Origin of the sequence: Cupriavidus sp. 30B13, from assembly GCF_049059565.2 — a bacterium.
Taxonomy (GTDB): Bacteria; Pseudomonadota; Gammaproteobacteria; order Burkholderiales; family Burkholderiaceae; genus Cupriavidus.
Window position 1 is genome coordinate 1,842,753 of record NZ_CP188224.1, and the last position, 26,443, is coordinate 1,869,195.

A 26,443-nucleotide genomic window follows, 5' to 3' on the forward strand; every position below is an offset into this window, starting at 1 on the left:
CATGCCAGCCACCACCCTGAAAGCCCCGGCGGGCCACGGCCGCGCGGCGCACCTGCGCGATGCCTGCCGGCGCTACGGCATCGTCGCCGTGCTCGTCCTGCTGTGCGCCGCGCTGTCCTTTGCCACCCCGTACTTCCTCACGCTCGGCAATATCGCCGACATCCTGCGGCAGACCTCCATCAACGGCATTCTGGCCGTCGGCATGACCTACGTGGTGCTGACCGCGGGCATCGATCTGTCGGTGGGCGCCACGCTGGCGCTGGCCGGCATCGTGAGCGCGAGCCTCGTGACCGGCCCGCACGCGGTCAGCCCGGCGCTGGGGCTGCTCGCGGGCCTGCTGGTGGGCGCCGGGATCGGCGCGGTCAACGGCCTGCTGGTGGCCCGGCTGTCGATTCCGCCGTTCGTGGCCACGCTCGGCATGCTGAGCGTGGCGCGCGGGCTCACGTACATCTACAACGACGGCATGCCCGTGACCGACCTGCCCGACGCGTATCTCGGCATCGGCACGGGCACCGTGGCGGGCGTGCCCGTGCCCATCGCCATGTTCGCGGCGGTGGTCGCGCTGTTCTGGTTCGTGCTGCGCTACACCACCTACGGGCGCTATGTCTACGCCGTCGGCGGCAACGTCAAGAGCGCCAAGACCAGCGGCATCTCCACCGGCAAGATCATCTTCTCGGCCTACGTCATCGGCGGGCTGCTGGCCGGCCTGGCCGGCATCATCCTGGCCGCGCGCACGACGTCGGCGCTGCCGCAGGCCGGCGTGTCCTACGAGCTCGACGCGATCGCGGCGGTGGTGATCGGCGGCACCAGCCTGTCGGGCGGGCAGGGCGGCGTGGTCGGCACGCTGCTCGGCGCGCTGCTGATCGGCGTGATCAACAACGGCCTGAACCTGCTCGGCGTGTCGTCGTATTACCAGCAGATCGCCAAGGGTCTCATCATCGTGCTGGCCGTCCTGATCGACGTGGCCCGCAAGCAGCAGCGCTGAACCGGCGCATTCCCAATCCGGAGGAGACGACATGAAAGCACGCAGGACATGGCTTGGCAGGCTGGCGGCAACGGCGGTGCTCGGCGCGGCGCTGGCGGCCGCAAGCGGTGCCGCGCACGCGGCGAACGCGGCGAATGCAACCTATCGCGTGGGCGCCGCGGTGTACGGCATGAAGGGGCAGTTCATGCAGAACTGGGTGCGCGAGATCAAGGCGCATCCCGCGGTGAAGAACGGCACCGTGCAGCTCACGGTGTTCGACGGCAACTACGATGCGCTCACGCAGAACAACCAGATCGAAACGATGCTCACGCAGCGCTACAGCGGCATCCTGTTCGTGCCGATCGACACCAGGGCGGGGATCGGCGTGGCGGCGCGCGCGGCGGCGTCCGCGACCCCGTTCATCGCGTCGAACACGATGCTGGCCACGCCCAAGGTGCCGTACATCGGCAACGACGACGTGCAGGGCGGCCGCCTGCAGGCCGAAGCGCTGGCCACGCGGCTCGGCGGCAAGGGCAACGTGGTGATCATCCAGGGCCCGATCGGCCAGTCCGCGCAGATCGACCGCGAGAAGGGCGAGCTGGAAGTGCTGGCGAAATACCCCGGCATCAAGGTGATCGAGAAAAAGACCGCGAACTGGTCGCGCGCCGAGGCCATGAACCTGATGGAGGACTGGCTCAACGCGCACCCGAAGGGCATCCACGGCGTGATCGCGCAGAACGACGACATGGCGCTCGGCGCGCTGCAGGCCATCAAGAACCGCGGCCTGACGCCGCGGGACATCCCGATCACCTCCATCGACGGCATGCCGGACGCGCTCCAGGCGGCGAAGAAAGGCGAGATCACGACCTTCCTGCAAGACGCGCAGGCGCAGTCGCAGGGCGCGCTGGACCTGGTGCTGCGCCAGCTGGTGGGCGCCAGCTACGCGCCGCAGTCGGCGATCTGGCAGCGCTACGCGAAGGACCTGAGCTGGGACGGCGGCACCGCCGGGCGCTACATCCTGCCGTGGGTGCCCGTCACGCCGGAGAACGCGGACGCGCTGCACAAGCAGGTCACGGGCGGCTGAGCGGCGCGCCGGTCCGTCACGCTTGTCCATTGCGAACCACACAGGAGACGTTCCATGGCGTCGATAACCGAAGCCGGCGCGGCACGCGCGCCGGCGGCGCTGCCCGCGACGATGCGCGCGGTGGTCTGCCACGGCCCGCAGGACTACCGGCTCGAACAGGTGCCGGTGCCGCAGCCCGGGCCCGACGAAATCCTCACGCAGGTGGAGCTGGTCGGCATCTGCATGGGCGATATCAAGACGTTTCGCGGCGCGCCCTCGTTCTGGGGCGACGCGGCGCAGCCGCGCTACGTCAAGCCGCCGATGATTCCCGGCCACGAGTTCGTGTGCCGCGCCGTCGCGCTCGGCCCCGGCGCGCAGCGGCGCGGCGTGCGGGTGGGCGAGCGCGTGATTTCCGAGCAGATCGTGCCGTGCTGGGGCTGCCGCTTCTGCAGCCACGGCCAGTACTGGATGTGCCAGAAGCACGACCTGTACGGCTTCCAGAACAACGTGCACGGCGCGATGGCCGAGTACATGATCTTCCCGAAGGAAGCCATCGTCCACAAGGTGCCCGAGGCGGTGCCGCCCGACGAAGCCATCCTGATCGAGCCGCTCGCGTGCTCCCTGCACGCGGCCGACCGCGCGGACGCCGGCTTCGACGACGTGGTGGTGGTCGCCGGGGCCGGCACGCTGGGGCTGGGCATCATCGGCGCGGTGCGGATGCGCAACCCGAAGATGCTGATCGTGCTGGACATGCGGCCCGAGCGCGCGGCGCTCGCGCTCAGGATGGGCGCGCACGCGGTGTGGAACCCCGCCCAGGTCAACGTGGTGGACAAGATCCGGGCGCTCACGGGCGGCTACGGCTGCGACATCTACATCGAGGCCACCGGCCATCACCGCGCCGTCAACCAGGGCTTGTCGATGCTGCGCAAGCTCGGCCGCTTCGTCGAGTTCAGCGTGTTCAACGACGACGCCATCGTCGATTGGTCGATCATCGGCGACCGCAAGGAGCTGGACGTGCTGGGCTCGCACCTCGGCCCGTACATGTACCCGCGCGCGATCGACTTCATCGCCGCAAGGCGCATCGACGTGCGCGGCATCGTCACGCACCGCTTCCCGCTGTCGCGCTTTGCCGAGGCCTTCGGCGTGATGGAGCGCGGCGAGCAGTCGCTGAAAGTGGTGCTGGATCCCCGAGGCTGAAACAGGAAGGAGGCACTGGCCGATGTTCTCGAATTCAACGACCCTGTCCCACATGGCCGGCCGCGTCGCGGTGGTGACCGGCGGCGCCAGCGGCATCGGGCTCGCCGTGGCCGGGCGCCTGGCGGCCGCCGGCGCGCGGCTTGCGCTGCTCGACATCAATACGGCCGTGGCCGCCGTGGCGCGCTCGCTGCCCGGCGGGGCGGACCGGCATGTGGGCATTGCCGCCGACGTCACCGCGGATGGCGCGGCGGCAGGCCTGGCGCGGCGCGTCGCCGAGACGCTGGGTCCCGCCGACATCCTCGTCAACAACGCCGGCGTGGCCCTGCTCGACCACGCCGAGAACCTGTCCGAGGACGCCTGGGACCGCACGATGGCGATCAACCTCAAGGCGCCGTTCCTGCTGGCGCAGGCGTTCGGGCTGCAGATGCTGGGCCGCGGCGGCGGCCGCATCGTCAACCTCGCGTCGCAGGCCAGCGTGGTCGCGCTGGAGCGGCACGTTGCCTACTGCGCGAGCAAGGCGGCCATCGTGGGCATGACCCGGGTGCTGGCGCTGGAATGGGCCCGGCACGGCATCACGGTCAACGCGATCTCGCCGACCGTGGTCGATACGGAACTTGGCCGCAAGGCCTGGGCCGGCGCCGCGGGCGAGGCCATGCGGGCCAGGATTCCCGCGGGCCGCTTCGCGCGCCCGGACGAAATCGCCGCGCTGGTGCTGTACCTCGTCAGCGACGCGGCGGCGATGATCAACGGCGAGAACATCGTGATCGACGGCGGCTATACCGCCCAATGAAACCATCCGAGAGAGGAGGGAGCAGCATGAACCGCGTCATGAACAACCCGGACCTGGTCGTGGAGGACATGCTTCGCGGCATCCTCGCGGCGCATCCCGAGCTGCGCGCGGCGCGGGACAACCCGCGCGTGGTCTCGCATGCCACGGCGGGGCGCGCGGGCCGCGTCGGCATCGTGACCGGCGGCGGGTCGGGGCACGAGCCCGCGTTCATCGGCTATGTCGGCCGCAACCTGGTGGACGCCGTGGCCGTCGGCGAGATTTTCTCGTCGCCCACGGCCAGGTCGTTCCTCGATGCCTTCCGGGCGGCCGACGGCGGCGCCGGCGTGGCGTGCCTCTATGGCAACTACGCCGGCGACAACATGAACGTGAAGATGGCGGTGCGGCTTGCCGAACGCGAAGGCATCCGGGTACGCACCGTCGTCGCCAACGACGACGCGGCCTCCGCGCCGAAGGACGAGATCGACAAGCGCCGCGGCGTGGCCGGCGAGATCGTCATGTGGAAAGTGGGCGGCGCGCGCGCGGCGCAGGGCGCCTCGCTCGACGAAGTCATCGCCGCCGCGCGCCGCGCGGTGGACGCCACGCGCTCGATCGGGGTCGGCCTGGCCGCCTGCACCATCCCGGCCGTCGGCAAGGCCAACTTCGTCATCCGCGACGGCGAGATGGAAGTGGGCATCGGCCACCACGGCGAGCCCGGCATCCTGGTCCAGCCCCTGGTGCCCGCGCGCGACATGGCGCGCCTGATGCTCGACCAGCTGCTGGCCGACCTGCCCGTCGCGCGCGGCGACCGCGTGGCCGTGCTGTTGTCCGGCCTCGGCGCGACGCCGCTGATGGAGCAATACATCCTCTACGGGGAAGTGGCCGGCTACCTGCGCGAGGCGGGCATCGACGTCGAATGCTCGTTCGTGGGCAACCTGTTCACCTCGCTGGAAATGATGGGCGTCACGCTCACGCTGACCCGGCTCGACGCCGAGCTCGGTGCGTGCCTTGCCCACCCCTGCCGCAGCATCGGCCTCACCGTGGGAGATACGCCATGACCGACACCATCATGATGGCCGACGCCGGCGGCGTGGTCATCGACCTGATCCACACCATCAACGCCAACCGCCAGTACCTGAGCGAAATCGACGGCGCCATCGGCGACGGCGACCACGGCATCAACATGAGCAAGGGCTTCACGCAATGCGGCGAGGCACTGGCCGCGCGCGGCGCCACGCCGCCGCTGCCGGTGGCGCTGGGCGACCTGTCCACGGCGCTGATGGAAGGCATCGGCGGCTCCATGGGCCCGCTCTACGGCACCTTCTTCTTTGCCATGCGCGACGTGCTGGCCGGCCACGCGCGCCTGGACAAAGTCCTGTTCCTCCGCGCGCTGGACGCGGGCATCGCCGCGGTCCAGGACATCGGCGGCGCCAAGGCCGGCGACAAGACCCTGGTCGACACGCTGCTCCCCGCCCGCGCGGCCTGCCAGGCCGCGCTTGCCGGCGGCAAAGACTTCCGCGGATGCCTGGCGGCGATGACGGCCGGCGCCGAAGCGGGCATGCGCGCCACGCGCGGCCTGCGGGCAAAGATCGGCCGGGCAAGCCGCCTGGGCGAGCGCTCCGTCGGCGTGCTGGACCCCGGCGCGTGCTCCTGCTACCTGATCCTGCGCAGCATGGGCGAATCGCTGGCCAGGCGGCTCGACAGCGCCGTGTAAGCGCGGCGGTTTGCCCCGGGGGGCGAAACTTCCGTCCCATCCTCGTGTCCTTCCTTGCATAATCGCCCTGGTCGTACCCCAGCCGCACCCCAGCCGCGCCCAGCCACGATCACTCAAGGACGACCGACCGATGAACATGGCAATCCTCCTCGCCCATCCCTGGTTCGGCACATGGACCGCAGCCGTCGTCGCCGTGGCCGTGGCGCTGCTGGCGCACCGCCTCGGCGGCCTGCTGCTGTTGCGCATTACCCGGCACGCCCCGCTACTGCATGCCGTGGTCAGAAAGGCGCGCGCGCCCTCCACTGCGGTGCTGCCCCTGCTGGCGCTGCAAACGGTCTGGCAGGCCGCGCCGGACGAGCTGCGCTGGATCGGCAGCGTGCGCCACACCAACGGCCTGCTGATGATCGCCGCCACCACCTGGCTGGTGGCGCGCATCATTGCCGGCTGCGCGCAGGGCATCATGGACCGCCACCCCGTGGACGTGGCCGACAACATGAACGCGCGGCGCATCCACACGCAGACCCGCGTGCTCTCCCGCACCGCGATGACGCTGGTGGTGATCATGGGCGCGGCCATGCTGCTCATGACCTTCCCCGGCGCGCGCCAGGTCGGCGCCAGCCTGCTGGCCTCGGCCGGCGTGGTCGGCCTGATCGCCGGCTTTGCCGCCAAGCCCGTGTTCAGCAACCTCATCGCCGGCCTGCAGCTCGCCCTGACGCAGCCGATCCGGCTCGACGACGTGCTCATCATCGAAGGCGAGTGGGGCCGTGTGGAGGAAATCACCGGCACCTACGTCGTGCTGCGCATCTGGGACGAGCGCCGCCTCATCATCCCGCTGCAGTACTTCATCGAAAAGCCGTTCCAGAACTGGACCCGCAACAACGCCCAGATCATGGGGTCCGTGTTCTTCTACGTCGACTACGGCATGCCGCTGGCGCCGCTGCGCACGGAGCTGGAGCGCATCGTGCGCGCGGCGCCGCAGTGGGACCAGCGCTTTTTCAACCTCGTGGTGGCCGATGCCACCGAGCGGACCATGCAGTTGCGCGTGCTGTGCACCGCGGCGTCCTCTGGGCTGGCGTGGGATTTGCGCTGCGTGGTGCGGGAAGGGCTGATCGACTTCATGCAGCGGGAGTATCCGCAGTTTTTGCCGCGGCTGCGGGTTGAAGGGGAGGTGGGCAGGCCCGAACGGCCTGAACGTGCGTCAAGCCCCGCCGGGAGCTGAAATGTCCACTGCAACCCTGCCATCGAAAGGGCAGGCCACGATTCCCGTAGAGGTGCGCACCCATCCGGGGGTGTCCATGGGGACCGAATCGAATTCATCCTCAATGAAGGCACAGGCCGGTATGAGGTGGTCCCCGCCACGAGTTCAGTGATGAAACGGCTCGGCTACACGCGCTTCGTCGCGCAAGGCGGCGACTGGGGCGATGCCTCCTGGATGCTCAACCACCACGCGCGCAGCTACGCGCTCAGCGCGCGTCTTCGACGGCAAGCCGGAAGGCCTCACGCGGGACGATGTGCTGGACAACATCACGAGTCTGACCGAGATAATGTCTTCGACCCGATTCCGGCTTTGCGAGGGTTCGCGCCTTGGATCGTATCCGCCACGAACCCTCCATTTTTCAAGGCTTACAACACCTCTGTCGGCACCAGATGGATGGGCAGTTCCGACTCGGCGGCCGCAGGCGTGCCGGCGCCCGGTTCCCGAAGCTGAGTGCCATTCCGCCAGGAGATCGGAAGATTGCGAGACGTGTTGACCTGGAGATCGAAGATGTCGAAGCGGTTGTAATAGCCGACCACATCGTGGATCCGCTTCACGGGAAGCGCACGGCTGAGGTCAATCTCGGCGATGCAGAGACCTTCGTCCGTCGACAGGACATCCGAGACCGGCTTCCCGGTCGGATCGAGAATCATCGAGACAGTCTGGGAGCCGTTCTCGAGCAAGGCGAGCACGTCCTTGCCCAGCGGCTCCAGGAAGCGCCTCGCGGTGTCGTCGAATGGCGTGGACGCCACGATGTTGAACACCTTCGCTTCGAACGAGTGGCTGGCGGCCCGGATGCGAATGCCGTCCTGGATGTCATAGCCACCGCTGCCATCCGGCTTGCGTGCCGGGGCCACGGACGGGTAGCTCGATATGTGCACTTGCTCGCCTTGCGCCATCAGCGTGTACCGGGCCAGGGGATTGGCGTTCTCTCCGCAGATGAGCATGCCGATCCGGCCGAGGTCGGTCTCCGACACGCGCAGACCGGAGCCATCGCCGTTGGCCCAGACCAGCTTCTCCACGTAGGTCGGAACGAGCTTCCGATGGTGATTCAGAATCGTGCCGTCGCTGCCGATCAGCACATTGGAGTTCCAGAGGCAACCTACGCTGGCATTGGTGCCTTCGTTGAATCCGATCGACACGACCATCTCGTGCCGGGCCGCGGCGGCGCGGAGCCGGGCGATCTCGGGGCCATCGATGCGAATGGCGCGTGCGGCCATGGCGGCGAAGAGTTCGTCGGTCTCGATGGGGGCGACAATGCGTCCCCAGTGCGGATAGCCGGGGATGAAGCTTTCCGGGAACGCGAGCAGTCGTACATCACTGCGTGCCGCTTCGGCGATAAGATCGCAGGCCTTGTCCACCGTGCGATCGATGTCGAAATAGACAGGGGAAACGTGCGCTGCTGCGGCTTTGTAGCGCGGATACTGAATCATTTTGAGATCCTTGTTCGTTGGTCTTGCTGGATGAGGCGACGCCTTCGCGTCGCGATTTCATGAAGGCCATGAGCATCGGCTACGCTCTGGCCAGGGGCTATTCGCTGCCCTTCGTGATGCCTGCTTGCTTGACCAGTTCTCCGAATCGACGGACATCGCGCTGGACCCTTTCCGCGAATTCCGCGCTTCCCTGGTTTTCGGGCGGGACGAGGGCGTCGCCATCGCGCATGGCCTTGTTGAACTGAGCATCGGCGCGAGCCTTCCGCACGGCGTCGCTAAGCGTCTTGAGGACGTCGCTCGGCAATCCTGCGGGGGCCAACAGTCCGTACCAGATGAGAAGTTCGGTATTCGGGTAGCCGCTTTCCGCGAGCGTAGGAACATCCGGCAAACTCGGAAGACGGGAAGGAGATGTCGTGGCAAGCGCGCGGACACGCCCCCCCTTGATCTGCGGGACGGCCTGTACGGTGGTGTCGAATAGAGAGTCGATCTGACCTCCCATGAGGTCGACAAAGGCAGGGGCGGTTCCCTTGTATGAAACCGGAGTGACTTTCGCCTTCACGCTAGCCAGAAACGTCAGCGCCGCGAGATTCGAAACGGAACCCGGACCGGCATTGCCCATTGTCACGGACCCGGGATTCTTCGTGATGAAGGACACGAACTGCTGGATCGTCTTGTGAGGAGAGCTGGTAGGCACCGACAGAACAGACGGGATGCTCGCAACCTCTGCAATTGGCTGGAAGTCTTCCGGTGAGCGATATGGCACCTTCGCATAGACATTCGGATTCAAAGCCTGCGTTCCGGCGGTACCAAGAAGCAGCGTGTAACCATCAGGCTGTGAGCGTGCGACCCTCGCCGCGCCTATCATCCCCGAGGCGCCCCCGACGTTCTCCACAACGACAGGCTTGCCAAGTTGCACGCTCAGCGGTTGGGCAATCGCGCGTGCAACGATGTCGACGGGGCCTCCTGCCGCAAAGGGGACCACCAGAGTAATCGGCTTGGTCGGGTAAGGCGCGGCCCAGACATGCGTGACGGCGCAACAGGCACCGATCACCAGCAGCGCTGCTAGTGCATTGCGCCGGCTGTTGCCGATCGAATAGGACTTGTGGTTCATTCCCTTCTCCAGTTCGTAGGTGGTGGTGTGGCTAAAGCCTTGTCAAACAACGTCGTCCGTGGTGCCGTCATCGACGGTCAGGCACGTTGCGTTGATGTGGGACGCTCGCGAAGAACAAAGAAAAAAAAGGCCGCATTGGCAATTTCATCCGGCGCCGCGAAGCGCCCGCATGGATGGGGGAGCAGAAAGGCAGGGCCATGCGCCGGCGTCGTCGGACTGGCTACGGCCCCGCGCCAGCGTGTACTGCTAATTTGGCGCGGATGAGGTTAAGACGGTAGCGAGAACTTGGAAAGCCGTCCTTTCCCACAGTTCAAGAGGCACCAAATCCCAGCCTGCAGTGCGCCCCAATGCTCCATTCGCGCGAAAAATGCCCTTGACCTGGGCAAGCCAATTCATTGCGCCGGGGCACTCATGGCAACATGCACGGCCGCCATTTTGTGTGCACCAATACGGTGGATGAATGCACCAGGATGATCGGGGCGCAAGGAAAGCTGGGGCGACAGAGTTGCGTATTGCGCTGGACATACAACGCTATCCGCTGTCGCTGACACGATGGAACAGGAAAGTCGACACGCATGAGCAATGTGCTCAATGCAGTCGCCGGCATTGGGTAGGAAGGAACAGCCTGATCGCGTCATGGCTGACGGCGTGCATCACCTCGACCGAGGCGACGCACCTTGATGACGCGCACCTCACGGTGCGGGCGGCTCGAACTCCTGGCTCAAGGGCGAGCGAGGGCCGTGATGGCGCAGACGTCGGCAGTCTCACCCAAAGCCCAACACGCCTGGATAAGTTCTCCTGTCTTTGCCGCGCCCAACACGGGGTCTGCCAGATCGTGGAATTTCTGGCCGAGGTCGGCGTCGGTCATGGGGCGCTGCAGTGAGCCGATTGCATGTTCAACACACAGTGTCGTCTCGCTGCCGTTCTTGAGAACCACCTTCAATCGGACCGCCGCCTCGTCGATTTCGCTATCGGCGTGGGCAACTACCTTCCTGCGAAGCGCGACCACGTCATCGCGCAGAACGATTTCATCCGAGAACTCTTCTTCCCCTGCGCGCCCGAAGATCAGGCCGGCGGCGCAGCCATGATAGACGCTGAACTTTGCCTGAAGGCCGTCCGCAGGTTCTTTTTTCCCGGTGAGTTCCAGTACCAGCGGATGGACATGCAGATCGATCCGCTCGATATCGCCGGAATGAATGCCCTGCTGGCGCAGTTGGACGCACGCGTCGATGCTCGGATGGATGACGATGCCGCATGCGAACGGCTTGTAGGTGTTGAAGCCGATCTCGAAACGGCTGCCGAGTTCGTCGGTGATTTCACGCCAATCTTGCTTTGAGGAAATGACCTGCAGGAAACCGCGAGGCGCTTCCAGCGCCCGCGCACTGGCCGTGAAACCGTGGCTCGCCATCAGGGCCGACATCAGGCCTGCCCGCGCGGCACCGCCGGGATGGAACGGCTTGGTCATCGTCCCGAACTGCTCGCGCAGTCCCACAGGTTGTGACGCGGCAATACCCAGCGCCATGATCGTGCGGGATTCATCGAGGCCCAGAAGCCGTGCGCACGCTGCCGCCGCCCCCAGCGTGCCGGTCGAGCCGGTAATGTGCCATCCGCGATCATAGTGGTCCGGGTACATTGCATTGCCTACACGGCAAGAGACATCGATGCCGAGAACCAGGGCATCGATGACTTTTCGGCCGCTGGCGCGAGTGAACTCCCCGAGGGCCAGCACTGCCGACGCAACAGGACCCGCGGGGTGGATGATCGTTTTCAGATGGGTATCGTCGAAGTCGAAAGTGTGCGACGTAATGCCGTTGAGCAATGCCGCGCTTGCCATGTCGACTTTCTCGCTGCGGCCAAGAACCGTCGCCTGGGCCGCAGGTTCCAGCATTGCCACGGCGGCTAGCGCGGCATCGGCTGTCTCGTGCCTTGCTGCACCGACAGCGCAGCCCAGCCAGTTCATGAACGTCCGATGCGCCTCGTGTTCAATCGAGCGATCCCATCCCGCCGAGGGGTGGTTCGCGACATAGCGGCCAAGAATGCTGGTGACTGCCGGCGCATTCTGGTCTGCGACGATGTGAGTATTGCGGGCCATCTGTTCGTCCTGTTTCGTGAAGTCGGCGTGAGCCAACTGGATTACCAATGCATCCTCGTTTTCTCTCGCGCCGTACGCGACTTCATCGAGAGAGCCGAAGTGCTGTCAAGCTGCCCGCAACGATAAGGCCGTGAAGACCGCGAGGCCGGCACAGCGTGCTGTGAGCCCCGCCGTGCGCGCTGGCAGCGGTGCCCTCGAATTTCGCGCGATCGGAGTGGATTGGAAAGCGAGAAGTTGGAAAGCGGGGGTTTCCCAATCAGCAAGATGTGCTCCCCAATCTAGTGCATCTTTTCCCCGGCTTGTAGGCAATAGTGGAGCGGCGTATGCTCAGAAACTTTCGACCGTTCCTGGTTCCACATCCGCAGCAATGTCTCGCATCAACCTCCACAGCATGCAGATACTGGCCTCCGTCGCCGCCACGAAGAGCCTCACGCGCTCGGCGGCGGAGTTGAACATGACCACATCGGCTGTCAGCAAACGGGTCGCGGAACTGGAGGCCCGCTTCGGCACGCCATTGCTGGTCAGGCATGCAACCGGTGTACGGCTGACTGCAGCCGGTGAGGTCGTCGCACGCTGTGCCGACGATCTGATGGGCCGGGTGGCGGAGATGACTCAGGAGATTGCCGATCTTCTGGCCAAACAATCGGGCGAAGTGCGAATCATGTCCAACGTAGCCGCCATCTTGCTGGGGCTCCTGGACGATATCAGGCAGTTCCGCGAATCTCACCCCGGCATCCGCGTCCTGGTTTCCGAGGGCAGCAGTCCTGAGACAGCGGAGGCCGTCAAGAAGAATCAGGTGGACATCGGGGTCTGCGTGCGGACGGATTTTGTGAAGGGGCTGGCATGCCGCCCATACAGGCAAACCGAGCTCGTTGTCGTCATGCCCGCCACCCATCCGTTGGCGGCGCGCGCCATAATTTCGCCCGTTGAACTCGAAGGCTATCCATTGGTGTGGAAGCCGCCGGTTGACCTTGGAACGCAAGGCGGACGAAAGACCGCCGGGTTCAACCACGACGACCCGGAAGTCGGCTTGACCATCCGCAGCTTCGAGGTCGTCTGGCACTCGGTCAGGGAGGGGGCCGGCATCGCAGTCGTGCCCAACGTGGCCGTTCCCCGGAATCGCCCCGAAGGCCTCGCCATTGCACAGCTATCGGCGGATGCGAGCCAATTCGAGATCACTGTCTGCCATGATCCATCGATGCACAAGGATCCGGCCGCACAGCAAATGCTGGCATGGCTTTGCTCAAGGGCCGACAGAACTGACGAGGTCGTGTAATTCCGGCCTCCGCCTAGACCACCCGCCCGAACCACCACAGCGACAGCAGCCCCGCGCAGGCCGCCAGCAACGCCCCCAGCGCGGCGAAGAACGCGGTGATCTCGACCTGATCCCGCTTGTCGAAGGCCAGCTTGGCGTTGAGCGCGCGGTAGACCTGCTTGAGCCTGTTGGCGTCTTCCAGGCGGAAATATTCGCCCCCGGTCGCGTCGGCGACTTGCTTGAGCACCTGTTCGTCCAGCTTGACGCGGGCTGACCAGCCGTCGACGGTGAGCACCACGCCGTCGGTGGTGCCCACGCCTACGGTGTAGATGCGCACGCCGTTGGCGGCGGCGAGTTGCGCGGCCTGCATGGCGGCGGGGCCGGCGTTGCTTTCGCCGTCGGAGAACAGGACGATGGCGCCGGCGGCGTACGAGCCGGGCTTGGCGGGGTCGGTGCCGCTGGTACCGCCGGGCGAGGCTTGTTGTCCCTTGGCTGCCTTGCGCGATGCGGCGGCTTTCGCGAGCGAATCGTCGTCGTCCAGCAACTGCGCGGCGTCGCTGCCCAGTTGCGGCAGCAAGGTGGTGAGGGCGATGAGCAGGCCGTTGCCGAGGGCGGTGCCGCCCTGGGGCTTGAGGTTGTCGATGACGGCGGCCACGTCTTCCTTGCGGCGGATGGGAGCTTGCGCCAGGGCGGCGGTGCCGGCCATGGCGACCACGCCCACGCTGACGCCGGCGGGCTGGGCGTCGAGCAGGGTCTTGGCGGCGCGCTGGGCGGCGCGGATGCGGCTGGGCTGCACGTCCTGCGCGCGCATGCTGCCGGACAGGTCGATGACCAGGACCACGGTTTCGATGCGGGAGGGCAGCATCATCACGGCCTGGGGCCGGGCGATGGCGACGATCAGCGCGGTCAGCGCCAGCAGCATGAGCGCGGGCGCTATGTGGCGGCGCCAGCGCGCGCCGCCCTGGATGGCGAGGCCGACGGTCTTGAGGGTGGGGTAGGGCACCGATGCGCGCCGGCGGCGGGCGTCGAGCCAGACATAGCTCCCGGCGAGCAGCAGGATGAGCGCGAGCAGCCACAGCATGCTGGGCCACTGGAAGCTGAAGGCGGGCAGGCCGGTCAGGGCATCGGTCATGCGGCCCCCTTGACGACACTTTGGCCGCTTTGGGCACTCTGGCCGCTCTGCGCGCCTTGCCGGTGGCGGCGCTGGCGGGCGAAGTGGAGCAGGGCCAGGTCGAGGCGCGCGTAGGTGGACAGCGTCAGGCACTCCACGCCGGCGCGCTCGAAGCCCAGGCGCAACTCGGCCTCGCGCGCTTCGGCGGCGGCGGCGAAGCGCTTGCGGAAGGCAGGGTCATGCGTGTCGACGAACATCTGCTCTCCGGTTTCGGCGTCCTGCAGCACCACCAGGCCGAGGTCGGGCAGGGCTACCTCCAGGGGATCGACCAGCCGCACGGCGATGACTTCGTGGCGCCGGGCCAGCAGGCTGAGCGAGGCCTGCCAGCCGGGAGCGCTGATGAAGTCGGAGACCACGAACAGCACCGAGCGCCGTCTGGCGACGGCGCGCGCGCGCTCGAGCAGGTCGCGCAGCCGGGTGTCGCCGGGCGAGGCGGCCGGCGTGGCGCGGATGCGGTCGAGCAGGTGCAGCAGGTGGCGGCGGCCGGAGCGCGCCGGCACCACGGCGGCGGCGGTGTCCGCCGCCCCGCCGTAGAGCACCGCGCCGACGCGGTTGCCGTAGCGCGTGAGCAGGCTGGCCATGACGCCGGTGAAGTCGCTCAGCAGGTCGCGCTTGCGCACCTCGCCGGAGCCGAAGTCGACCGAGCCGCTCAGGTCCAGCAGGAACCAGGCGCAGACCTCGCGGTCTTCCTGGAACTCGCGCACGTGGGGCGTTTGCAGGCGCGCGGTGACGTTCCAGTCGATGTGCCGCACGTCGTCGCCGGGGTGGTATTCGCGCAGGTCGGCCAGGTCCAGCCCGAAGCCGCGGAACAGGGTGCGGTAGTCGCCCTGCAGCAGGCCGTCGAGGCGGCGCACCACCGTCCATTCCAGGCGGCGCAGCAGGGCCTCGGTCTGGCTGGCGCCGACGCGGCCGGCCGGCCCGTCGGCGGGCCCGGGGGCCGTGGCGGACGTAGCGGACGTGGCGGCGTCCGGGCCGCCCCGGCGCCTAGCGCGCAGCCGCCCGAACATGGGATTCCAGCGGCCGCTCGGGCACCGGCAGCGCTTGCAGGATGCGGCTGATGAGCTGGTCGGCCGTCATGCAGTCGGACATGGCTTCGTAGGAGAGCGTGACGCGGTGGCGCAGCACGTCGGGCACGAGGTCGATCACGTCGTCGGGCAGGGCATAGTGCCGCCCGCGCAGGAAGGCCAGGGCGCGCGCGCCTTCGATCAGGCCGATGGTGGCGCGCGGGCTGGCGCCGAAGGAGACGTAGCGGTCCAGCTCGGCCAGGCCGTAGGTGCCCGGCTTGCGGGTGGCCGCCACCACGCGCACCGCGTACTGGATCAGGCCCGGGTCCACGTAGACCTTGCGGCATTGTTCCTGCAGGCCGGTCAGGTGCTCGGGCGTGGCGACCGGGGCCACGCTGATGCGCGGGCCGGTGACGCGGTTGACGATGACGACTTCCTCTTCCTCGGTGGGGTATCCCACCAGCACTTTCATCATGAAGCGGTCGACCTGGGCCTCGGGCAGCGGGTAGGTGCCTTCGGTCTCGATCGGGTTCTGCGTGGCCATGACGAGGAAGGGCGTGGGCACGCGGTGGGTTTCGCCGGCGATGGTGACCTGCCGTTCCTGCATGACTTCCAGCAGTGCGCTCTGCACCTTGGCCGGCGCGCGGTTGATTTCGTCGGCCAGCAGCAGGTTGGCGAAGACCGGCCCGCGCACGGTGGAGAACTCGCCCGTGCCCTGGTTGTACATGCGGGTGCCGATCAGGTCGGCCGGCAGCAGGTCCGGCGTGAACTGGATGCGCTTGAAAGAGCCGCTCATGGTCTTGGCCAGCGTGTTGACGGTGAGCGTCTTGGCCAGGCCGGGCACGCCTTCCACCAGCAGGTGGCCGCCGGCGAGGATGGCCACCAGCACCCGTTCGAGAAAGTGGTCTTGCCCCACCACCACGCGCTTGACCTCGTACAGCAGGCGTTCCATCAGGTTGGCGCTGTCCACAGCGTCCCGGGCTTGGTCGTTCATAGGCCTCCGCGTCTGTCTAGAAAGGAGAAGATCCGATGGAACTGCCGGCGCTTTCGATCGTGATGGCAAAGCCGATGCCGACGAAGGTGCCGCTCTCGTGGGGACTGAAAATGGCGGTGACGATACCCACCACCTCCCCGTTCATGTTCACCAGCGGCCCGCCCGAGTTGCCCGGGTTGGCCGCGGCGTCGAACTGGATGAGCTTGTCCAGGTTCTGCTTGTTGTCCGGCGAGATGAATTCGCGGTCCAGCCCGGACACCACGCCGGCGGAGACCGACGGCCCGATGCCGAACGGAAAGCCGACCGCGACCACCTCGCTGCCGGGCGCGAGATCGCGGCTGGAGCCGAGCGTGGCGGCCGGCAGGTCGTCGGGAATGGTCTTGGCCTTGATGATGGCGAGGTCTTTCTCGGGGATGGCCTGCACCACCGAGGCCTCGGACGTGGAGCCGTCGAAGAACGTGATCTCCAGGCGCTTGGCGCCGGCGATGACGTGATAGTTGGTGAGGATCATGCCGCTTTCGGTCACCACCACGCCGGAGCCGATCTGGCGGCCCTCGGGCGCGGCGGGGGGCTGTTTCCTGGCCTCGGGCGGATTCTTGCCGGCGGCCGGGTCCTTGCCGTTGGGCGGGGTGCCCATGGCGAGCTCGTCACGCGGGGAAGAAGGGGCGGAAGGGGCAGCCGGGGCGGGCGGAGACGATTTGGGGCGTTTGGCTGGCGCATCCCGCCGGGCGGGGGGATCGCGCCGGGCCTTGGGGGCGGCGGGCGCTTCCGCTGTTTTTTCCGGTGGCACGAAGCCGCGGATTTCCACCACCGATTCGCGCACCGCCTCGGCTGCCCGGGCCGTGCGCGACGGCAGATTCTTGGTTTGCAGCGTATGCAGCACAGCGGAGTCGATGTCGGCCTGCGTGAGCGTGCGCAACTTGGGCTGAAGGAGCCAGGCGGCGCCCATGCCCGCCGCGAAAAGCAGCGCGGCAGCCGCCGAGACCCACCCGTAGATCGTTACCCGTCTCATTGCAGCCCCCGAGGTCCCGCAGTGCAAAATACAGTACCATCCTCTTACCCACGCGCCAAGGAGCACGGCATGCAGTTTCTCTGGCCGCAGATGCTCTGGCTGCTGCTGGCGGTCCCATTGCTGGTAGCCGCTTATCTCTATTTGATCGCGCGGCGCAAGAAAGCCGCCCTCCTTTATGCCAGCCTGGCATTGCCGCGCGCTGCCCTCGGTCCCGGCCAACGCCTGCGGCGTCACATTCCGCCCCTGTTGTTCCTGCTCGCGCTGACCGCCGCCCTGCTGGCGTGCGCGCGCCCCAGCGCCACCATCACGCTGCCGTCGGACGCGGTCACGCTGGTCCTGGCCATGGACACGTCCCGCAGCATGGAGGCGACCGACGTCGCGCCCACGCGCATCAGCGCCGCGCAGCAGGCCGCGCGCGATCTCATCGTGGGGCTGCCGGCCAACGTGCGGCTGGGCATCGTGTCCTTCGCCTCCACGGCCACCGTGGTGCTGCCGCCCACCGACAACCGGCACGACATGCTCGATGCCATCGACCGCTTCCAGCTCCAGCGCGGCACGGCCACCGGCAGCGGCCTGTACCAGGCGCTGGCGGTGCTGTTTCCCGACGATGGCATCGACCTGGAAGCGATCCTGTTCAACGGCGGGTCCGGCCGCGCCGACAGCCCCACCCCGTCGCTGGACGAAGCCGCGGCCGCCGACGCGGTGCGCAAGCGCGCGCAGGCGCGCACCGCGGCGCAGCCCGGCTCGTACCAGCACGGCGCGGTGATCCTGCTCAGCGATGGCCGCCGCACCACCGGCCCGGACCCCACGGACGCCGCGCGCATGGCCGCCCAGCGCGGCGTGCGCGTCTATACCGTGGGCTTCGGCTCGGCGCAGGGCGGGGCGGACGAATCGAACCTGTCTTTCTACATGCAGCTCGATGAAACCGCGCTGCGCGCGGTCGCGGCGCTCACGGGCGGCGAGTACTTCCAGGCGGGCTCGGCCGCCGACCTGAGCAAGGTGTATCGTCAGCTCAGCGCCCGCTTCGCGCTCGAGCGCAGGGAAACCGAGGTGGGCGCGCTGCTGGCGGCGGCCTCGGGCCTGCTGCTGGTGGCGGCGTGCGTGCTGTCGATCTTGTGGTTCCGGCGCTGACCGGCGCGCCGGCGGCCCCGCCCCGTGCGCCGCCCACGGCAGTCACCGGCCCGGTGGCGCCAGCCTGACTTGTCCCAGCCCCGCGCACGGCGCACGGCGCCCGCCGGGACGGCATTCGCCGGGACTCATCCGTATTCGGAATAAACCATATCCCGCCCGATGGCTATCTGACCGTCGCTGGAATCTCTACATTTCCTCTCACCGAAGCCTGCATGCCGGTGCCTTCCGGCGATTCGAAACATTGAGAGGAAATATCATGGCAAAGCTTTTTACAGCGGCGAAAGTCGGCGCATATGAACTGAACCATCGCGTGGCGCTGGCGCCGATGACCCGCGTGCGCACGCTCCAGCCCGGCGACATCCCGAGCCCGATCATGGCTGACTTCTACGGCCAGCGGGCCTCGCAGGGCGGCCTGCTGGTGATCGAGGCCGCCAGCGTTTCCGTTCAGGCGCGTTCGTACCTGGGCGCCGCGAGCATCTACCACGATGGCCAGCACGAAGGCTGGAAGGCCATCGCGGACGCGGTGCACGCCAAGGGCGGCCGCGCGTTCCTCCAGTTGATCCATGGCGGGCGCCAGAGCCACGTCGAGGTGACCGGTGGCGCCGACCCGGTGGCGCCGTCGGTGGTTGCCTTTGACGGGGTGGCGCTCACGAAGGAAGGGTTCGTTCCGGCATCGCCGCACCGCGCGCTCGAGATCGGGGAGATCCCGGCCATCATCGAGGACTTCCGCGCTGCCGCCGAGCGCGCCCGGAAAGCCGGTTTCGATGGCGTCGAGCTGCACGCCGCCAACGGCTATCTGGTCGACCAGTTCATCCAGGACGGCACGAACCAGCGCACGGACGCCTACGGCGGCCCGGTCGAGAATCGCGTGCGCTTCCTGCGCGAAGCGCTGGAGGCACTGATTTCGGTCTATGGCGCCGACCGCGTCGGCGTGCGCATCTCGCCCTCGGGCGAATGGGGCGGGGTCTCGGACAGCGATCCGCAAGCGACCTTCAGCTACGTGGCGAAGGTCCTGGACAGCTACAAAATCGCCTATCTCCACGTGATCGAGCCGCGCGTCAAGGGCGACGACACCTTGCACGAAGGCCATCCGGTGGTCGCCGCATCGTACCTGCGCCCGCATTTCTCCGGCCCGATCATCGCCGCCGGCGGCTTCGACCGGGACGGCGCGATCGCCATCGTCGAGCGCGGCGACGCCGACCTCGTGGCCTTCGGCCGCCACTTCTCGTCGAATCCGGACCTGCCTTACCGGCTGCAGCACAACCTGCCGCTGACGCCGTACGTCCGCGCGGCATTCTGGGGCGGCGACGCGACCAGCTATTCGGACTTCCCGACTTACCACGAGCAAGTGGCCGCCCGCGCGGCGCAGGACGAGGTGGACGCCGAGACGGTCTGAGCGCGCGCCGCGCCCCGGCCACGGCAGGCGGGGCGCGGCCGGCCCGACCGGACAGGCATCGGCGATGTAGCCTGACGTGACCTGACGAGAATCCAACATGAGCCGAGTTTCTTCCGTGTCGAAGTGCGCGGCCGACCATGCGGCCGAGGTTGCGATGGCCGCCGCGGCAGGCGCCGTGCCGGGCGCGCTGCGCGCCGGCGCGCGCGTGCCGGCGTTCGCGCTGCCCGACACGCGCGGCAGGCTGGTTTCGCTCGACCACCCGCTGGGCGCCGGTCCCGTCGTCCTTAATTTTCTGCGTGGCACCTGGTGCGCGTTCGGCGAGGAAAGCCTGGCACAGCTGGCCGCGACGCACGAGCGCGTCGTCGCGGCGGGCGCGGCGGCTTTTGCGATCGCGCCGCCCGGCCGGTTGCCGTCGACCGGCACGTCACTGCCGGTTCCCGAACTCGTGGACGCGGACATGAAGGTCGCGCGTGCCTTTGGCCTTGCCTTCGAGTTGCCGGCGGAGCTCAGGCGCAGGTATCTCGAACTCGGTTACGTCCCGCCCAGGACCCGGAAGGCCGACAGTTTTCTCGTGCCGATTCCCGCGACCTACCTGGTGGACCAGGAAGGCGTCATCGTGCTCGCGCATATCGACGCCGATTATCGCCATCACCTCGGCAACGAGACCCTGCTGGGCGCACTGCGGGCATTGCAGGCCCGCTTGCTGGCGCGCGAGCGAACCGCCAGGCAGCTGGCCGGGAAGTGGCGTCCCGGCCGCGACCGCTAAACGGACACGGCCGGCTGCAAGGGCTTCAGCCTCCGCGCCGCGCCGCCTCTATCGCGGCGATGTCGATCTTTTTCATGGTCATCATGGCGTCGAAAGCGCGTCTGGCCGCCGCGCGGTCGGGGTCGCACACGGCCGCGGTGAGGGCGCGCGGAGTGATCTGCCATGACAGTCCCCAGCGGTCCTTGCACCAGCCGCATGCGCTTTCCTGGCCGCCATTGCCGACGATGGCGTTCCACAGGCGGTCGGTCTCGGCCTGGTCGTCCGTGGCGATCTGGAACGAGAAGGCCTCGCTGTGCTTGAAATGCGGGCCGCCGTTCAGCCCCAGGCAGGGGATGCCGGCGACGGTGAACTCGACCGTCAGGACATCGCCCTGCTTGCCGTCCGGATAGTCGCCCGGCGCATGGTGCACGGCACTGACGGCGCTGTCGGGGAAGGTTTCCGCATAGAAGTTCGCGGCGTCCAGGGCGCCGCCGTCGTACCACAAGCAGATCGTGTTCTTGCTGGTCATGTCGTGTCTCCTGAAAATCCGGGCACCCGCACCTCGGAGACGGAATGAGTGCCGTGGCCGGACTTCCCAATGTCGCACACACTCGCGGCGTTTTTTGCGCCGGTTACAGGTTTTCCCGGTTCCGGGGCGCACGCGCGCGAGGCGGGAGACAGCGGCCACCCGCGGCCACCCGCGACGTTACGGGATCAGCAACAGCTTGCCGGTGGTGGCGCGGCTTTCCATGTCCGCGTGTGCCCGCGCGGCCTCCGCCAGCGGATAGGCGCCGCCGATGCCGATCTTCAGCGCGCCGTCCGCGATCCAGTCGAACAGCTGGGCGGAACGCGCCCGCAGCAGCGCCGGCGTGTGCACGTGGTCGGAAAAGACGGCGTAGCCGATCTTGATGCTTTTCGGCAGTTTCATGAGGTCCAGCGATGCGGGCGCGCCCAGAATCGGCCCGTACCAGCAGAAGGTGCCGCAGCGGCGCAACGAATCGAGCGAGCCCTGGAAGGTGGCCGGGCCCGAGCCGTCATAGACCACGTGGACGCCTTCGCCGCCGGACAGGCGGACCGCCTCTTCCGCGAATTGTCCTTCGGTGTCCACGATCACATGGTCCGCGCCCGCGGCCTTCGCGGCAGCGACCTTGGCCGCGCCGGACACGCGGCCGATCACGTGGCCACCCCTCAACTTGATGATCTGGGTCAGCAACAGCCCGACGCCGCCCGCCGCCGCATGCACCAGCGCTATGTCGCCCGGCTGCACGCGATAGAACTGGGTGGCGAAGTGGCTGGCGGTAAGGCCCTGCATCATCACCGCCGCGGCGGTGCGGTCGTCGATCCCGTCCGGCACGGGCACGAGCGAGTCGGCCGGCACGGCGATGCGCTCGGCATAGCTGCCGGGCGCGTACACCCAGGCGACGCGCTGCCCGGGCCGGACCCCGGTCACGCTGTCGCCGACCGCCAGCACGCGCCCCGCGCCTTCCACGCCCACGGGGCGGGGCAGCGGCATCTCGGTCCAGAACTGGCCCCGCCGCACGCCCGTGTCCATGAAATTCACGCCTGCCGCGGCGATCTCGACCAGCGCCTGCCCCGGGCCGGGGACAGGATCGGGACGGTCGGCCAGTGTCAGCACTTCGGGTCCGCCTGCGCGGGACATGACTATCGCTTTCATCTCGTCACCTCAATATTTGAACGATCATTCCAAAATAGAGAAAAAAAACGGCGCGCTTCATTGCAAGGCCCGCAGCGCCAGTTTTCCGAGGGCATCCAGTTCGGCCGGCGCGGCGCCGCCGCGTGCGGCAATCCGGATGCCGGCGAAGCTCGCGAACAAGAACCGCGTCGCATCTTCCGGATCGACTTCGGCCGCGACATCGCCTTCGGCCTGTGCTTCGCCAATGCGCCGGGCCACGGCGGCGCCGAGCACGCGCGCCGCGGCATCGTGGATCGCCGCCAGGTCCGGGCGGCTGCGCCCGAACTCGCAGACCGAGTTGACGCCGAGGCAGCTGTGGCCCGCATCGTCGACCACGCGGCCGATCATCGCCCGGATGCCGTCGATGGCGCCCGGCCCGCTGCGCAGGGCAAGCACATGCGAGCGCGTTTCCGCATCGGCATAGCGGCGCACGGCGGCGAGGTAGATCTGCCACTTGTCGCCGAAAGTGTCGTAAAGGCTCTGCCGGCCGATCTTCAGCGCGCGCACGAGCATCTCGGTCGACGTTCCCTCGAACCCGTGCTCGCGGAATACCGCGATCGCTGCGTCCAGCGCCTCTTCCTCGATGAATGCCTTTGGTCTCGCCATGGCGGGACGATACAGCAATCTGGAACGATCAGTCAATAATGAGGGAAATGCCCTGCGCGACGCCGCGATCTTGCCGGGTCAGGCACCCAGGCAAACCGCGCCGGCCGCCACGATCACGCAGGCGAGCCAGCGCTTTGCGCTGACCGCTTCGCGCAGGAACACCCGCCCGATCAGTACGGCGAACACCACGCTGGTCTCGCGCAGCGCCGATACCGCGCCCATCGCGCCCGATTGCAGCGCCCAGATCACGATGCCATACGCCGCGATCGATACCAGCCCGCCGGCCAGCGACGAGCCCACCGCCAGCGGCGCCGCCCGTACCGGCGCCCACAGCGCCGTGCCGCCGCGCCTGGCGACGAACAACACCGGCATCAGCCAGTAGAACAGGAACATCCAGGCCGTGTAGGCCAGCGCCTGACCGCCGGACCGCCGCACGCCGATGCCGTCGATCACGGTATAGAGCGCGATCGTCGCGCCGGTCGTGAGCGCGGCCGGCACGCCAGCGCGGGAGGCGTGGCGCCCCTGCAGCGCGAGCGCGATGATGCCGCCCGAGACCAGCACGATGCCGAGCGCGTGCACGGGGCCGATCGCCTCATGCGCGAAGAGCGCCGCGCCGAGCGCGACCAGCAGCGGCGACGAGCCGCGCGCGATCGGATACGCCTGCGCCAGATCGCCGCGGCGGTACGAGCGCACGAGGCTCACGTTGTAGACGATGTGCACGAGACCCGATGCGACGATGTACGGCCACGCCGCGGCCCCGGGCCACGGCGTGAACAGGACCACGAGCGTGGAGACCGCCGCGATGGCGATGCTCATCCACGTCATGGACAGGAACCGGTCGCGGTTGCCGTGCAGCAGCGCGTTCCAGCTCGCGTGGAGCAGGGCCGCAAGGAGGACGATGCCGCCGGTATCGCTGAGCATTCGGGTTCCGGTGCGTAGAGGGTTGCGGGCGAGGGAGACTGCCGACTGCCGCAAGCAGGACCGGCAGCACAATAGGAAGGATATCTATCTTGTGGTGGCCCAGCAAACCAGATAAATTGGGCGCTCGCGTTAGATAAACTCCTTTGAATGAAACGGATATTGCCCCCGCTCAATGCCTTGCGCGCCTTCGAGGCCGCGGGCCGGCTCGGCAGCTTCAAGGAAGCCGCCGCCGAACTGCACGTGACGCACGGCGCCGTGAGCCAGCAGGTGCGCTTGCTGGAGGAATGGCTCGGCGCCGCATTGTTCGAACGCCACAACCGGCGCGTGGTGCTAACCCCGGCGGCCAAGGCTTATCTGGCGGAAATCGGTCCGCTGTTCGAGCAGCTCGCGCGGGCAACCGCCAGCTATGGCATGCCGGAGGCGGCTTCGCGGACACTGTCGGTCAGTGCGCCGGCGACGTTCACCTTGCGCTGGCTGGTGCCGAGGCTGGCGAAGTTCCGCGCCGCGCATCCCGATGTGGAGGTCAGGGTGGAGACGTCGAACGAGCCGGTGGAGAGCCTGACCGACAGCCACGACATCGTCATCCGGGGCGGCCCGGATACGTTCTATGGCTACGCGATGCGGCCGTTCCTGTCGGAGGAGAGACTCCCGGTCTGCAGTCCCGCGCTTTTGCGGCGCCTGCCGCTGCGCCTGCCGGAGGACATGCAGAAACACACCTTGCTCCACACGTCGAGCCTGCCGCGGCTGTGGCCGGACTGGCTGGCAAAGGCAGAAATTCCCGCGCTGCGGCCGGCGGCGGTGCTGACGTTCGACCACTTCTATCTGACGCTGCAAGCGGCCATCGACGGGATCGGCATCGCGATGGGACCGACCGCGCTGGTATCGGACGACCTCGCCGCCGGCCGGCTCGTCGCGCCGTTCGCGGAGCCTCGGCTGCCTTCACGCAGCTATTGCACCTACGTTCCGGAGGGGAAATCCGGGGACGACCTCGTGTTGCTGTTCCGCTCCTGGCTGGAGCGCGAAGGGATGCGTCCGCAAGACGGACCGGGCCCGCGCGATGCGGGCTCGCCGGGCGCTGGCTGAGCGGTTCGAGCGGCGCTGCCGCGGCCGGAGAGGGGGCGACCTTCAGGGCGTCCGGTTGCGCTCCGAGACCTGCTCGTTCAGCGTCCAGAAGTCATACAGCACGCCGACCAGGAACAGGCCGCCGGTCAGCAGGTAGATCAGGCCGGTGATCCATTTGCCGATATACATCCGGTGCACGCCGAAGATGCCGAGGAAGGTCAGCAGCAGCCACGCCACGTTGTAGTCGGTCCGGCCGGCGGTGAAGCGGTAGTCCGCCCGGCGGTCCATGCCGGGGATCAGGAACACGTCGATCAGCCAGCCGATGCCGAGCAGGCCGAGCGTGAAGAACCAGATCGTGCCGGTGACGGGCTTGCCGTAGTAGAAGCGGTGGGAGCCGGTAAAGCCGAAGATCCACAGCAGGTAGCCGATGACCTTGCTGTGCGTGTCTCCCGGGAGGTTGCCCGGGGGATTGCTCGGTACATGCGGTACATACATCGTTGGCCTCGCGCGAGTGGTCTGGGGCGATGATGCCATAGCTTGTGGCGCGGAAGCTACCCGGCGGGCGCCGCGCGCGCGGCCCATGTCCCGCCGGCACGCTCAGCGCGACTGGAGCTTGAACGATTCGCCCTGCATCCCGGCGCGGTCGACGGCGGCGATGCGGTTGCGGCCGTTGTCCTTGGCGTGATAGAGCTGCGCGTCGATCAGGTTGATGAACGCGGTCTGGTCCATCCGTTCGGTCGGCACGATGGTGCCGACCCCGAAGCTCGCCGTCAGGCACTGGTTGTACGGCGAGCGCACATGCGCGATGGCTTCCTGCGCGATCAGCGCGCGGCAACGTTCGGCGGCCTTCATGGCGGCTTCCGCATCGGTGTTGGCCAGCACCAGCATGAATTCCTCGCCGCCGAAGCGGCAGAGGAAATTGTCCGGGCCCGCCACTTCGTCCAGGATGCGGGCGACCCGCTTCAGGCAGCCGTCGCCCTGCAGGTGGCCGTAGTAATCGTTGTATGACTTGAAGAAATCGATGTCGATCATGAGCAGCGACAGCGGCTTGCCAGTTTCCTTCGCCGCCGCCCACTCGCGCGCCATCACGTTGTCGAACATGCGGCGGTTGCCGGCGCCGGTCAGGCTGTCCCGGAACGACAGGTGCTCGAGCTCCTTCTGCAATTGCGCGAGCTTTTCCTCGGTGCGCTTGCGCTCGCTGATGTCGAACATGAAACCGACCAGCGAATCCACCTCGCCCCGCGCGTTGCGCACCACGTGCACGACGTCGCGCAGCCAGACATAGCCGCCGTCGCGCGTGAGCGCGCGGTAGTCCGCCTCATGGTCGGTGCCCGCCCGCGACTGCGCGACGCAGAACTCCACCACCGCGGCGCGGTCGTCCGGATGCATGCGCTCGGCCCAGTCGTTGACGGTCTTCCAGGTCGACGGCGCCCAGCCCAGCAGCGCCTCGATCTGCGGGCCGATGTAGGCGAACTCCATGGTCGCCCAGTCGATCTTCCAGGGAATCGCCTTGGTGGACTCCAGCAGCGTCCGGTACACCGCGCTGTCGTCGTCGCCGAACGCATGGCCGGGCGGGGCGAGGGTTTCCTTGTGCGGCAGGAAGGTGGCCTGCAGGGGGCTTTCGGGCTGGTCGGGGCTGGACATGCTGGCTGTGGGATCGGGGCTGGAGGGCGCTCATTGTATCAACGGAGGGTGGCGCCCCTCGCCGGCAGGACGGGGGAAACTCCGGTTGCGCCAACGCTGCCAGGGGCACTACGATGAGGCGCCGGCGCTGGTGGGCGACAGCCGCCCGTAGCCGCCTGCCGCTGCACGCAGGCGGCGGCGCCGGCCAGGCTACTCCCGGCGCCCGGCTCCATGC

The 26,443-nt window shown here is 67.8% G+C and carries 25 protein-coding genes; 12 read left to right on the forward strand and 13 right to left on the reverse strand.

Annotated elements, in window-relative coordinates:
• The first annotated feature begins 1 nt into the window (after position 1).
• From ACKI2N_RS27240 to ACKI2N_RS27270, 7 genes are all read left to right on the forward strand, one after another.
• Positions 2-985, forward strand: a complete 984-nt coding sequence (locus ACKI2N_RS27240; protein WP_420991952.1) for an ABC transporter permease — start codon at positions 2-4, stop codon at positions 983-985.
• A gap of 31 nt (positions 986-1,016) precedes the next feature.
• Complete coding sequence (locus tag ACKI2N_RS27245; RefSeq protein WP_420991953.1) at positions 1,017-2,048, forward strand: substrate-binding domain-containing protein; 1,032 nt, start codon at positions 1,017-1,019, stop codon at positions 2,046-2,048.
• A gap of 54 nt (positions 2,049-2,102) precedes the next feature.
• Complete coding sequence (locus tag ACKI2N_RS27250) at positions 2,103-3,224, forward strand: MDR/zinc-dependent alcohol dehydrogenase-like family protein (RefSeq protein WP_420991954.1); 1,122 nt, start codon at positions 2,103-2,105, stop codon at positions 3,222-3,224.
• A 22-nt stretch (positions 3,225-3,246) separates the two neighbouring features.
• Positions 3,247-4,014 carry a GolD/DthD family dehydrogenase gene (locus ACKI2N_RS27255; protein ID WP_420991955.1) on the forward strand — a complete coding sequence of 256 codons (768 nt, stop codon included), beginning with the start codon at positions 3,247-3,249 and terminating at the stop codon, positions 4,012-4,014.
• A gap of 26 nt (positions 4,015-4,040) precedes the next feature.
• Positions 4,041-5,048, forward strand: coding sequence for a dihydroxyacetone kinase subunit DhaK (locus ACKI2N_RS27260; protein WP_420991956.1), 1,008 nt, complete (start codon positions 4,041-4,043; stop codon positions 5,046-5,048).
• Entirely contained in the window at positions 5,045-5,704 is a 660-nt protein-coding gene (gene dhaL / locus ACKI2N_RS27265; RefSeq protein WP_420991957.1) for a dihydroxyacetone kinase subunit DhaL, read from the forward strand. Before ACKI2N_RS27260 ends, dhaL begins: the two co-directional genes overlap by 4 nt.
• Positions 5,705-5,834: 130 nt before the next feature.
• Positions 5,835-6,923 carry a mechanosensitive ion channel family protein gene (locus ACKI2N_RS27270; RefSeq protein ID WP_420991958.1) on the forward strand — a complete coding sequence of 363 codons (1,089 nt, stop codon included), beginning with the start codon at positions 5,835-5,837 and terminating at the stop codon, positions 6,921-6,923.
• A 404-nt stretch (positions 6,924-7,327) separates the two neighbouring features.
• Here the strand turns inward: ACKI2N_RS27270 and ACKI2N_RS27275 are convergent, their stop codons facing one another.
• The 3 genes from ACKI2N_RS27275 to ACKI2N_RS27285 form a co-directional block, all read right to left on the reverse strand.
• Complete coding sequence (locus ACKI2N_RS27275; RefSeq protein ID WP_420991959.1) at positions 7,328-8,392, reverse strand: carbon-nitrogen hydrolase family protein; 1,065 nt, start codon at positions 8,390-8,392, stop codon at positions 7,328-7,330.
• 97 nt (positions 8,393-8,489) lie between these two features.
• Positions 8,490-9,503, reverse strand: a complete 1,014-nt coding sequence (locus ACKI2N_RS27280; protein WP_420991960.1) for a Bug family tripartite tricarboxylate transporter substrate binding protein — start codon at positions 9,501-9,503, stop codon at positions 8,490-8,492.
• Positions 9,504-10,224: 721 nt separating this feature from the next.
• On the reverse strand, positions 10,225-11,595 hold the full coding sequence (locus ACKI2N_RS27285; RefSeq protein ID WP_420992074.1) for an MmgE/PrpD family protein: 1,371 nt from the start codon (positions 11,593-11,595) through the stop codon (positions 10,225-10,227).
• A 367-nt stretch (positions 11,596-11,962) separates the two neighbouring features.
• On the opposite strand from ACKI2N_RS27285, the gene ACKI2N_RS27290 reads away from it, so the two are divergent.
• Positions 11,963-12,871: a LysR family transcriptional regulator gene (locus tag ACKI2N_RS27290; protein ID WP_420991961.1), complete on the forward strand. Its 909-nt coding sequence runs from the start codon at positions 11,963-11,965 to the stop codon at positions 12,869-12,871.
• A gap of 13 nt (positions 12,872-12,884) precedes the next feature.
• On the opposite strand, the gene ACKI2N_RS27295 is transcribed toward ACKI2N_RS27290, so the two are convergent.
• The 4 genes from ACKI2N_RS27295 to ACKI2N_RS27310 are packed head-to-tail and all read right to left on the reverse strand — an operon-like array spanning position 12,885 to position 17,031.
• Positions 12,885-13,982, reverse strand: coding sequence for a VWA domain-containing protein (locus ACKI2N_RS27295; RefSeq protein ID WP_420991962.1), 1,098 nt, complete (start codon positions 13,980-13,982; stop codon positions 12,885-12,887).
• A complete protein-coding gene (locus tag ACKI2N_RS27300) occupies positions 13,979-15,028 on the reverse strand; it encodes a DUF58 domain-containing protein (protein WP_420991963.1) in 1,050 nt (349 codons plus the stop codon). The genes ACKI2N_RS27295 and ACKI2N_RS27300 overlap by 4 nt, the downstream gene beginning before the upstream one ends.
• The gene (locus ACKI2N_RS27305) at positions 15,006-16,019 is read right to left on the reverse strand and encodes an AAA family ATPase (RefSeq protein WP_420991964.1); all 1,014 of its coding nucleotides are present in this window, start codon (positions 16,017-16,019) and stop codon (positions 15,006-15,008) included. The genes ACKI2N_RS27300 and ACKI2N_RS27305 overlap by 23 nt, the downstream gene beginning before the upstream one ends.
• Before the next feature lie 16 nt (positions 16,020-16,035).
• The gene (locus tag ACKI2N_RS27310; protein ID WP_420991965.1) at positions 16,036-17,031 is read right to left on the reverse strand and encodes a S1C family serine protease; all 996 of its coding nucleotides are present in this window, start codon (positions 17,029-17,031) and stop codon (positions 16,036-16,038) included.
• A 69-nt stretch (positions 17,032-17,100) separates the two neighbouring features.
• Here ACKI2N_RS27310 and ACKI2N_RS27315 point away from each other — a divergent pair, with 69 nt between their 5' ends.
• From ACKI2N_RS27315 to ACKI2N_RS27325, 3 genes are all read left to right on the forward strand, one after another.
• Positions 17,101-18,162 (forward strand): VWA domain-containing protein, encoded by a 1,062-nt coding sequence (locus ACKI2N_RS27315; RefSeq protein WP_420991966.1) that lies wholly within the window; start codon positions 17,101-17,103, stop codon positions 18,160-18,162.
• 256 nt (positions 18,163-18,418) lie between these two features.
• Positions 18,419-19,558 carry an alkene reductase gene (locus tag ACKI2N_RS27320; protein ID WP_420991967.1) on the forward strand — a complete coding sequence of 380 codons (1,140 nt, stop codon included), beginning with the start codon at positions 18,419-18,421 and terminating at the stop codon, positions 19,556-19,558.
• Positions 19,559-19,655: 97 nt separating this feature from the next.
• Complete coding sequence (locus ACKI2N_RS27325; RefSeq protein ID WP_420991968.1) at positions 19,656-20,324, forward strand: redoxin domain-containing protein; 669 nt, start codon at positions 19,656-19,658, stop codon at positions 20,322-20,324.
• A 25-nt stretch (positions 20,325-20,349) separates the two neighbouring features.
• Here ACKI2N_RS27325 and ACKI2N_RS27330 read toward each other — a convergent pair whose 3' ends face one another.
• The 4 genes from ACKI2N_RS27330 to ACKI2N_RS27345 form a co-directional block, all read right to left on the reverse strand.
• Positions 20,350-20,832 (reverse strand): VOC family protein, encoded by a 483-nt coding sequence (locus ACKI2N_RS27330; RefSeq protein ID WP_420991969.1) that lies wholly within the window; start codon positions 20,830-20,832, stop codon positions 20,350-20,352.
• A 177-nt stretch (positions 20,833-21,009) separates the two neighbouring features.
• Positions 21,010-21,978 carry a quinone oxidoreductase family protein gene (locus ACKI2N_RS27335; protein WP_420991970.1) on the reverse strand — a complete coding sequence of 323 codons (969 nt, stop codon included), beginning with the start codon at positions 21,976-21,978 and terminating at the stop codon, positions 21,010-21,012.
• Between the two features lie 57 nt (positions 21,979-22,035).
• The gene (locus ACKI2N_RS27340; protein WP_426990855.1) at positions 22,036-22,620 is read right to left on the reverse strand and encodes a TetR/AcrR family transcriptional regulator; all 585 of its coding nucleotides are present in this window, start codon (positions 22,618-22,620) and stop codon (positions 22,036-22,038) included.
• Positions 22,621-22,680: 60 nt separating this feature from the next.
• Positions 22,681-23,523 carry an EamA family transporter gene (locus ACKI2N_RS27345; protein WP_420991972.1) on the reverse strand — a complete coding sequence of 281 codons (843 nt, stop codon included), beginning with the start codon at positions 23,521-23,523 and terminating at the stop codon, positions 22,681-22,683.
• Between the two features lie 147 nt (positions 23,524-23,670).
• On the opposite strand from ACKI2N_RS27345, the gene gcvA reads away from it, so the two are divergent.
• The gene (gene gcvA, locus ACKI2N_RS27350) at positions 23,671-24,606 is read left to right on the forward strand and encodes a transcriptional regulator GcvA (protein WP_420991973.1); all 936 of its coding nucleotides are present in this window, start codon (positions 23,671-23,673) and stop codon (positions 24,604-24,606) included.
• Positions 24,607-24,648: 42 nt separating this feature from the next.
• Here gcvA and ACKI2N_RS27355 read toward each other — a convergent pair whose 3' ends face one another.
• Both ACKI2N_RS27355 and ACKI2N_RS27360 read right to left on the reverse strand, forming a co-directional pair.
• The gene (locus tag ACKI2N_RS27355) at positions 24,649-25,080 is read right to left on the reverse strand and encodes an NINE protein (RefSeq protein ID WP_420991974.1); all 432 of its coding nucleotides are present in this window, start codon (positions 25,078-25,080) and stop codon (positions 24,649-24,651) included.
• Between the two features lie 102 nt (positions 25,081-25,182).
• On the reverse strand, positions 25,183-26,229 hold the full coding sequence (locus ACKI2N_RS27360; protein WP_420991975.1) for a GGDEF domain-containing protein: 1,047 nt from the start codon (positions 26,227-26,229) through the stop codon (positions 25,183-25,185).
• Positions 26,230-26,443: the final 214 nt, after the last annotated feature.

What these genes read in the sequence shown, in the direction of transcription:
- ACKI2N_RS27240 (WP_420991952.1), top strand. Translation starts at nt 2, where the DNA reads ATGCCAGCCACCACCCTGAAAGCCCCGGCGGGCCACGGCCGCGCGGCG.
- ACKI2N_RS27245 (WP_420991953.1), top strand. Translation starts at nt 1,017, where the DNA reads ATGAAAGCACGCAGGACATGGCTTGGCAGGCTGGCGGCAACGGCGGTG.
- ACKI2N_RS27250 (WP_420991954.1), top strand. Translation starts at nt 2,103, where the DNA reads ATGGCGTCGATAACCGAAGCCGGCGCGGCACGCGCGCCGGCGGCGCTG.
- ACKI2N_RS27255 (WP_420991955.1), top strand. Translation starts at nt 3,247, where the DNA reads ATGTTCTCGAATTCAACGACCCTGTCCCACATGGCCGGCCGCGTCGCG.
- ACKI2N_RS27260 (WP_420991956.1), top strand. Translation starts at nt 4,041, where the DNA reads ATGAACCGCGTCATGAACAACCCGGACCTGGTCGTGGAGGACATGCTT.
- dhaL (WP_420991957.1), top strand. Translation starts at nt 5,045, where the DNA reads ATGACCGACACCATCATGATGGCCGACGCCGGCGGCGTGGTCATCGAC.
- ACKI2N_RS27270 (WP_420991958.1), top strand. Translation starts at nt 5,835, where the DNA reads ATGAACATGGCAATCCTCCTCGCCCATCCCTGGTTCGGCACATGGACC.
- ACKI2N_RS27275 (WP_420991959.1), bottom strand. Translation starts at nt 8,392, where the DNA reads ATGATTCAGTATCCGCGCTACAAAGCCGCAGCAGCGCACGTTTCCCCT.
- ACKI2N_RS27280 (WP_420991960.1), bottom strand. Translation starts at nt 9,503, where the DNA reads ATGAACCACAAGTCCTATTCGATCGGCAACAGCCGGCGCAATGCACTA.
- ACKI2N_RS27285 (WP_420992074.1), bottom strand. Translation starts at nt 11,595, where the DNA reads ATGGCCCGCAATACTCACATCGTCGCAGACCAGAATGCGCCGGCAGTC.
- ACKI2N_RS27290 (WP_420991961.1), top strand. Translation starts at nt 11,963, where the DNA reads ATGTCTCGCATCAACCTCCACAGCATGCAGATACTGGCCTCCGTCGCC.
- ACKI2N_RS27295 (WP_420991962.1), bottom strand. Translation starts at nt 13,982, where the DNA reads ATGACCGATGCCCTGACCGGCCTGCCCGCCTTCAGCTTCCAGTGGCCC.
- ACKI2N_RS27300 (WP_420991963.1), bottom strand. Translation starts at nt 15,028, where the DNA reads ATGTTCGGGCGGCTGCGCGCTAGGCGCCGGGGCGGCCCGGACGCCGCC.
- ACKI2N_RS27305 (WP_420991964.1), bottom strand. Translation starts at nt 16,019, where the DNA reads ATGAACGACCAAGCCCGGGACGCTGTGGACAGCGCCAACCTGATGGAA.
- ACKI2N_RS27310 (WP_420991965.1), bottom strand. Translation starts at nt 17,031, where the DNA reads ATGAGACGGGTAACGATCTACGGGTGGGTCTCGGCGGCTGCCGCGCTG.
- ACKI2N_RS27315 (WP_420991966.1), top strand. Translation starts at nt 17,101, where the DNA reads ATGCAGTTTCTCTGGCCGCAGATGCTCTGGCTGCTGCTGGCGGTCCCA.
- ACKI2N_RS27320 (WP_420991967.1), top strand. Translation starts at nt 18,419, where the DNA reads ATGGCAAAGCTTTTTACAGCGGCGAAAGTCGGCGCATATGAACTGAAC.
- ACKI2N_RS27325 (WP_420991968.1), top strand. Translation starts at nt 19,656, where the DNA reads ATGAGCCGAGTTTCTTCCGTGTCGAAGTGCGCGGCCGACCATGCGGCC.
- ACKI2N_RS27330 (WP_420991969.1), bottom strand. Translation starts at nt 20,832, where the DNA reads ATGACCAGCAAGAACACGATCTGCTTGTGGTACGACGGCGGCGCCCTG.
- ACKI2N_RS27335 (WP_420991970.1), bottom strand. Translation starts at nt 21,978, where the DNA reads ATGAAAGCGATAGTCATGTCCCGCGCAGGCGGACCCGAAGTGCTGACA.
- ACKI2N_RS27345 (WP_420991972.1), bottom strand. Translation starts at nt 23,523, where the DNA reads ATGCTCAGCGATACCGGCGGCATCGTCCTCCTTGCGGCCCTGCTCCAC.
- gcvA (WP_420991973.1), top strand. Translation starts at nt 23,671, where the DNA reads ATGAAACGGATATTGCCCCCGCTCAATGCCTTGCGCGCCTTCGAGGCC.
- ACKI2N_RS27355 (WP_420991974.1), bottom strand. Translation starts at nt 25,080, where the DNA reads ATGTATGTACCGCATGTACCGAGCAATCCCCCGGGCAACCTCCCGGGA.
- ACKI2N_RS27360 (WP_420991975.1), bottom strand. Translation starts at nt 26,229, where the DNA reads ATGTCCAGCCCCGACCAGCCCGAAAGCCCCCTGCAGGCCACCTTCCTG.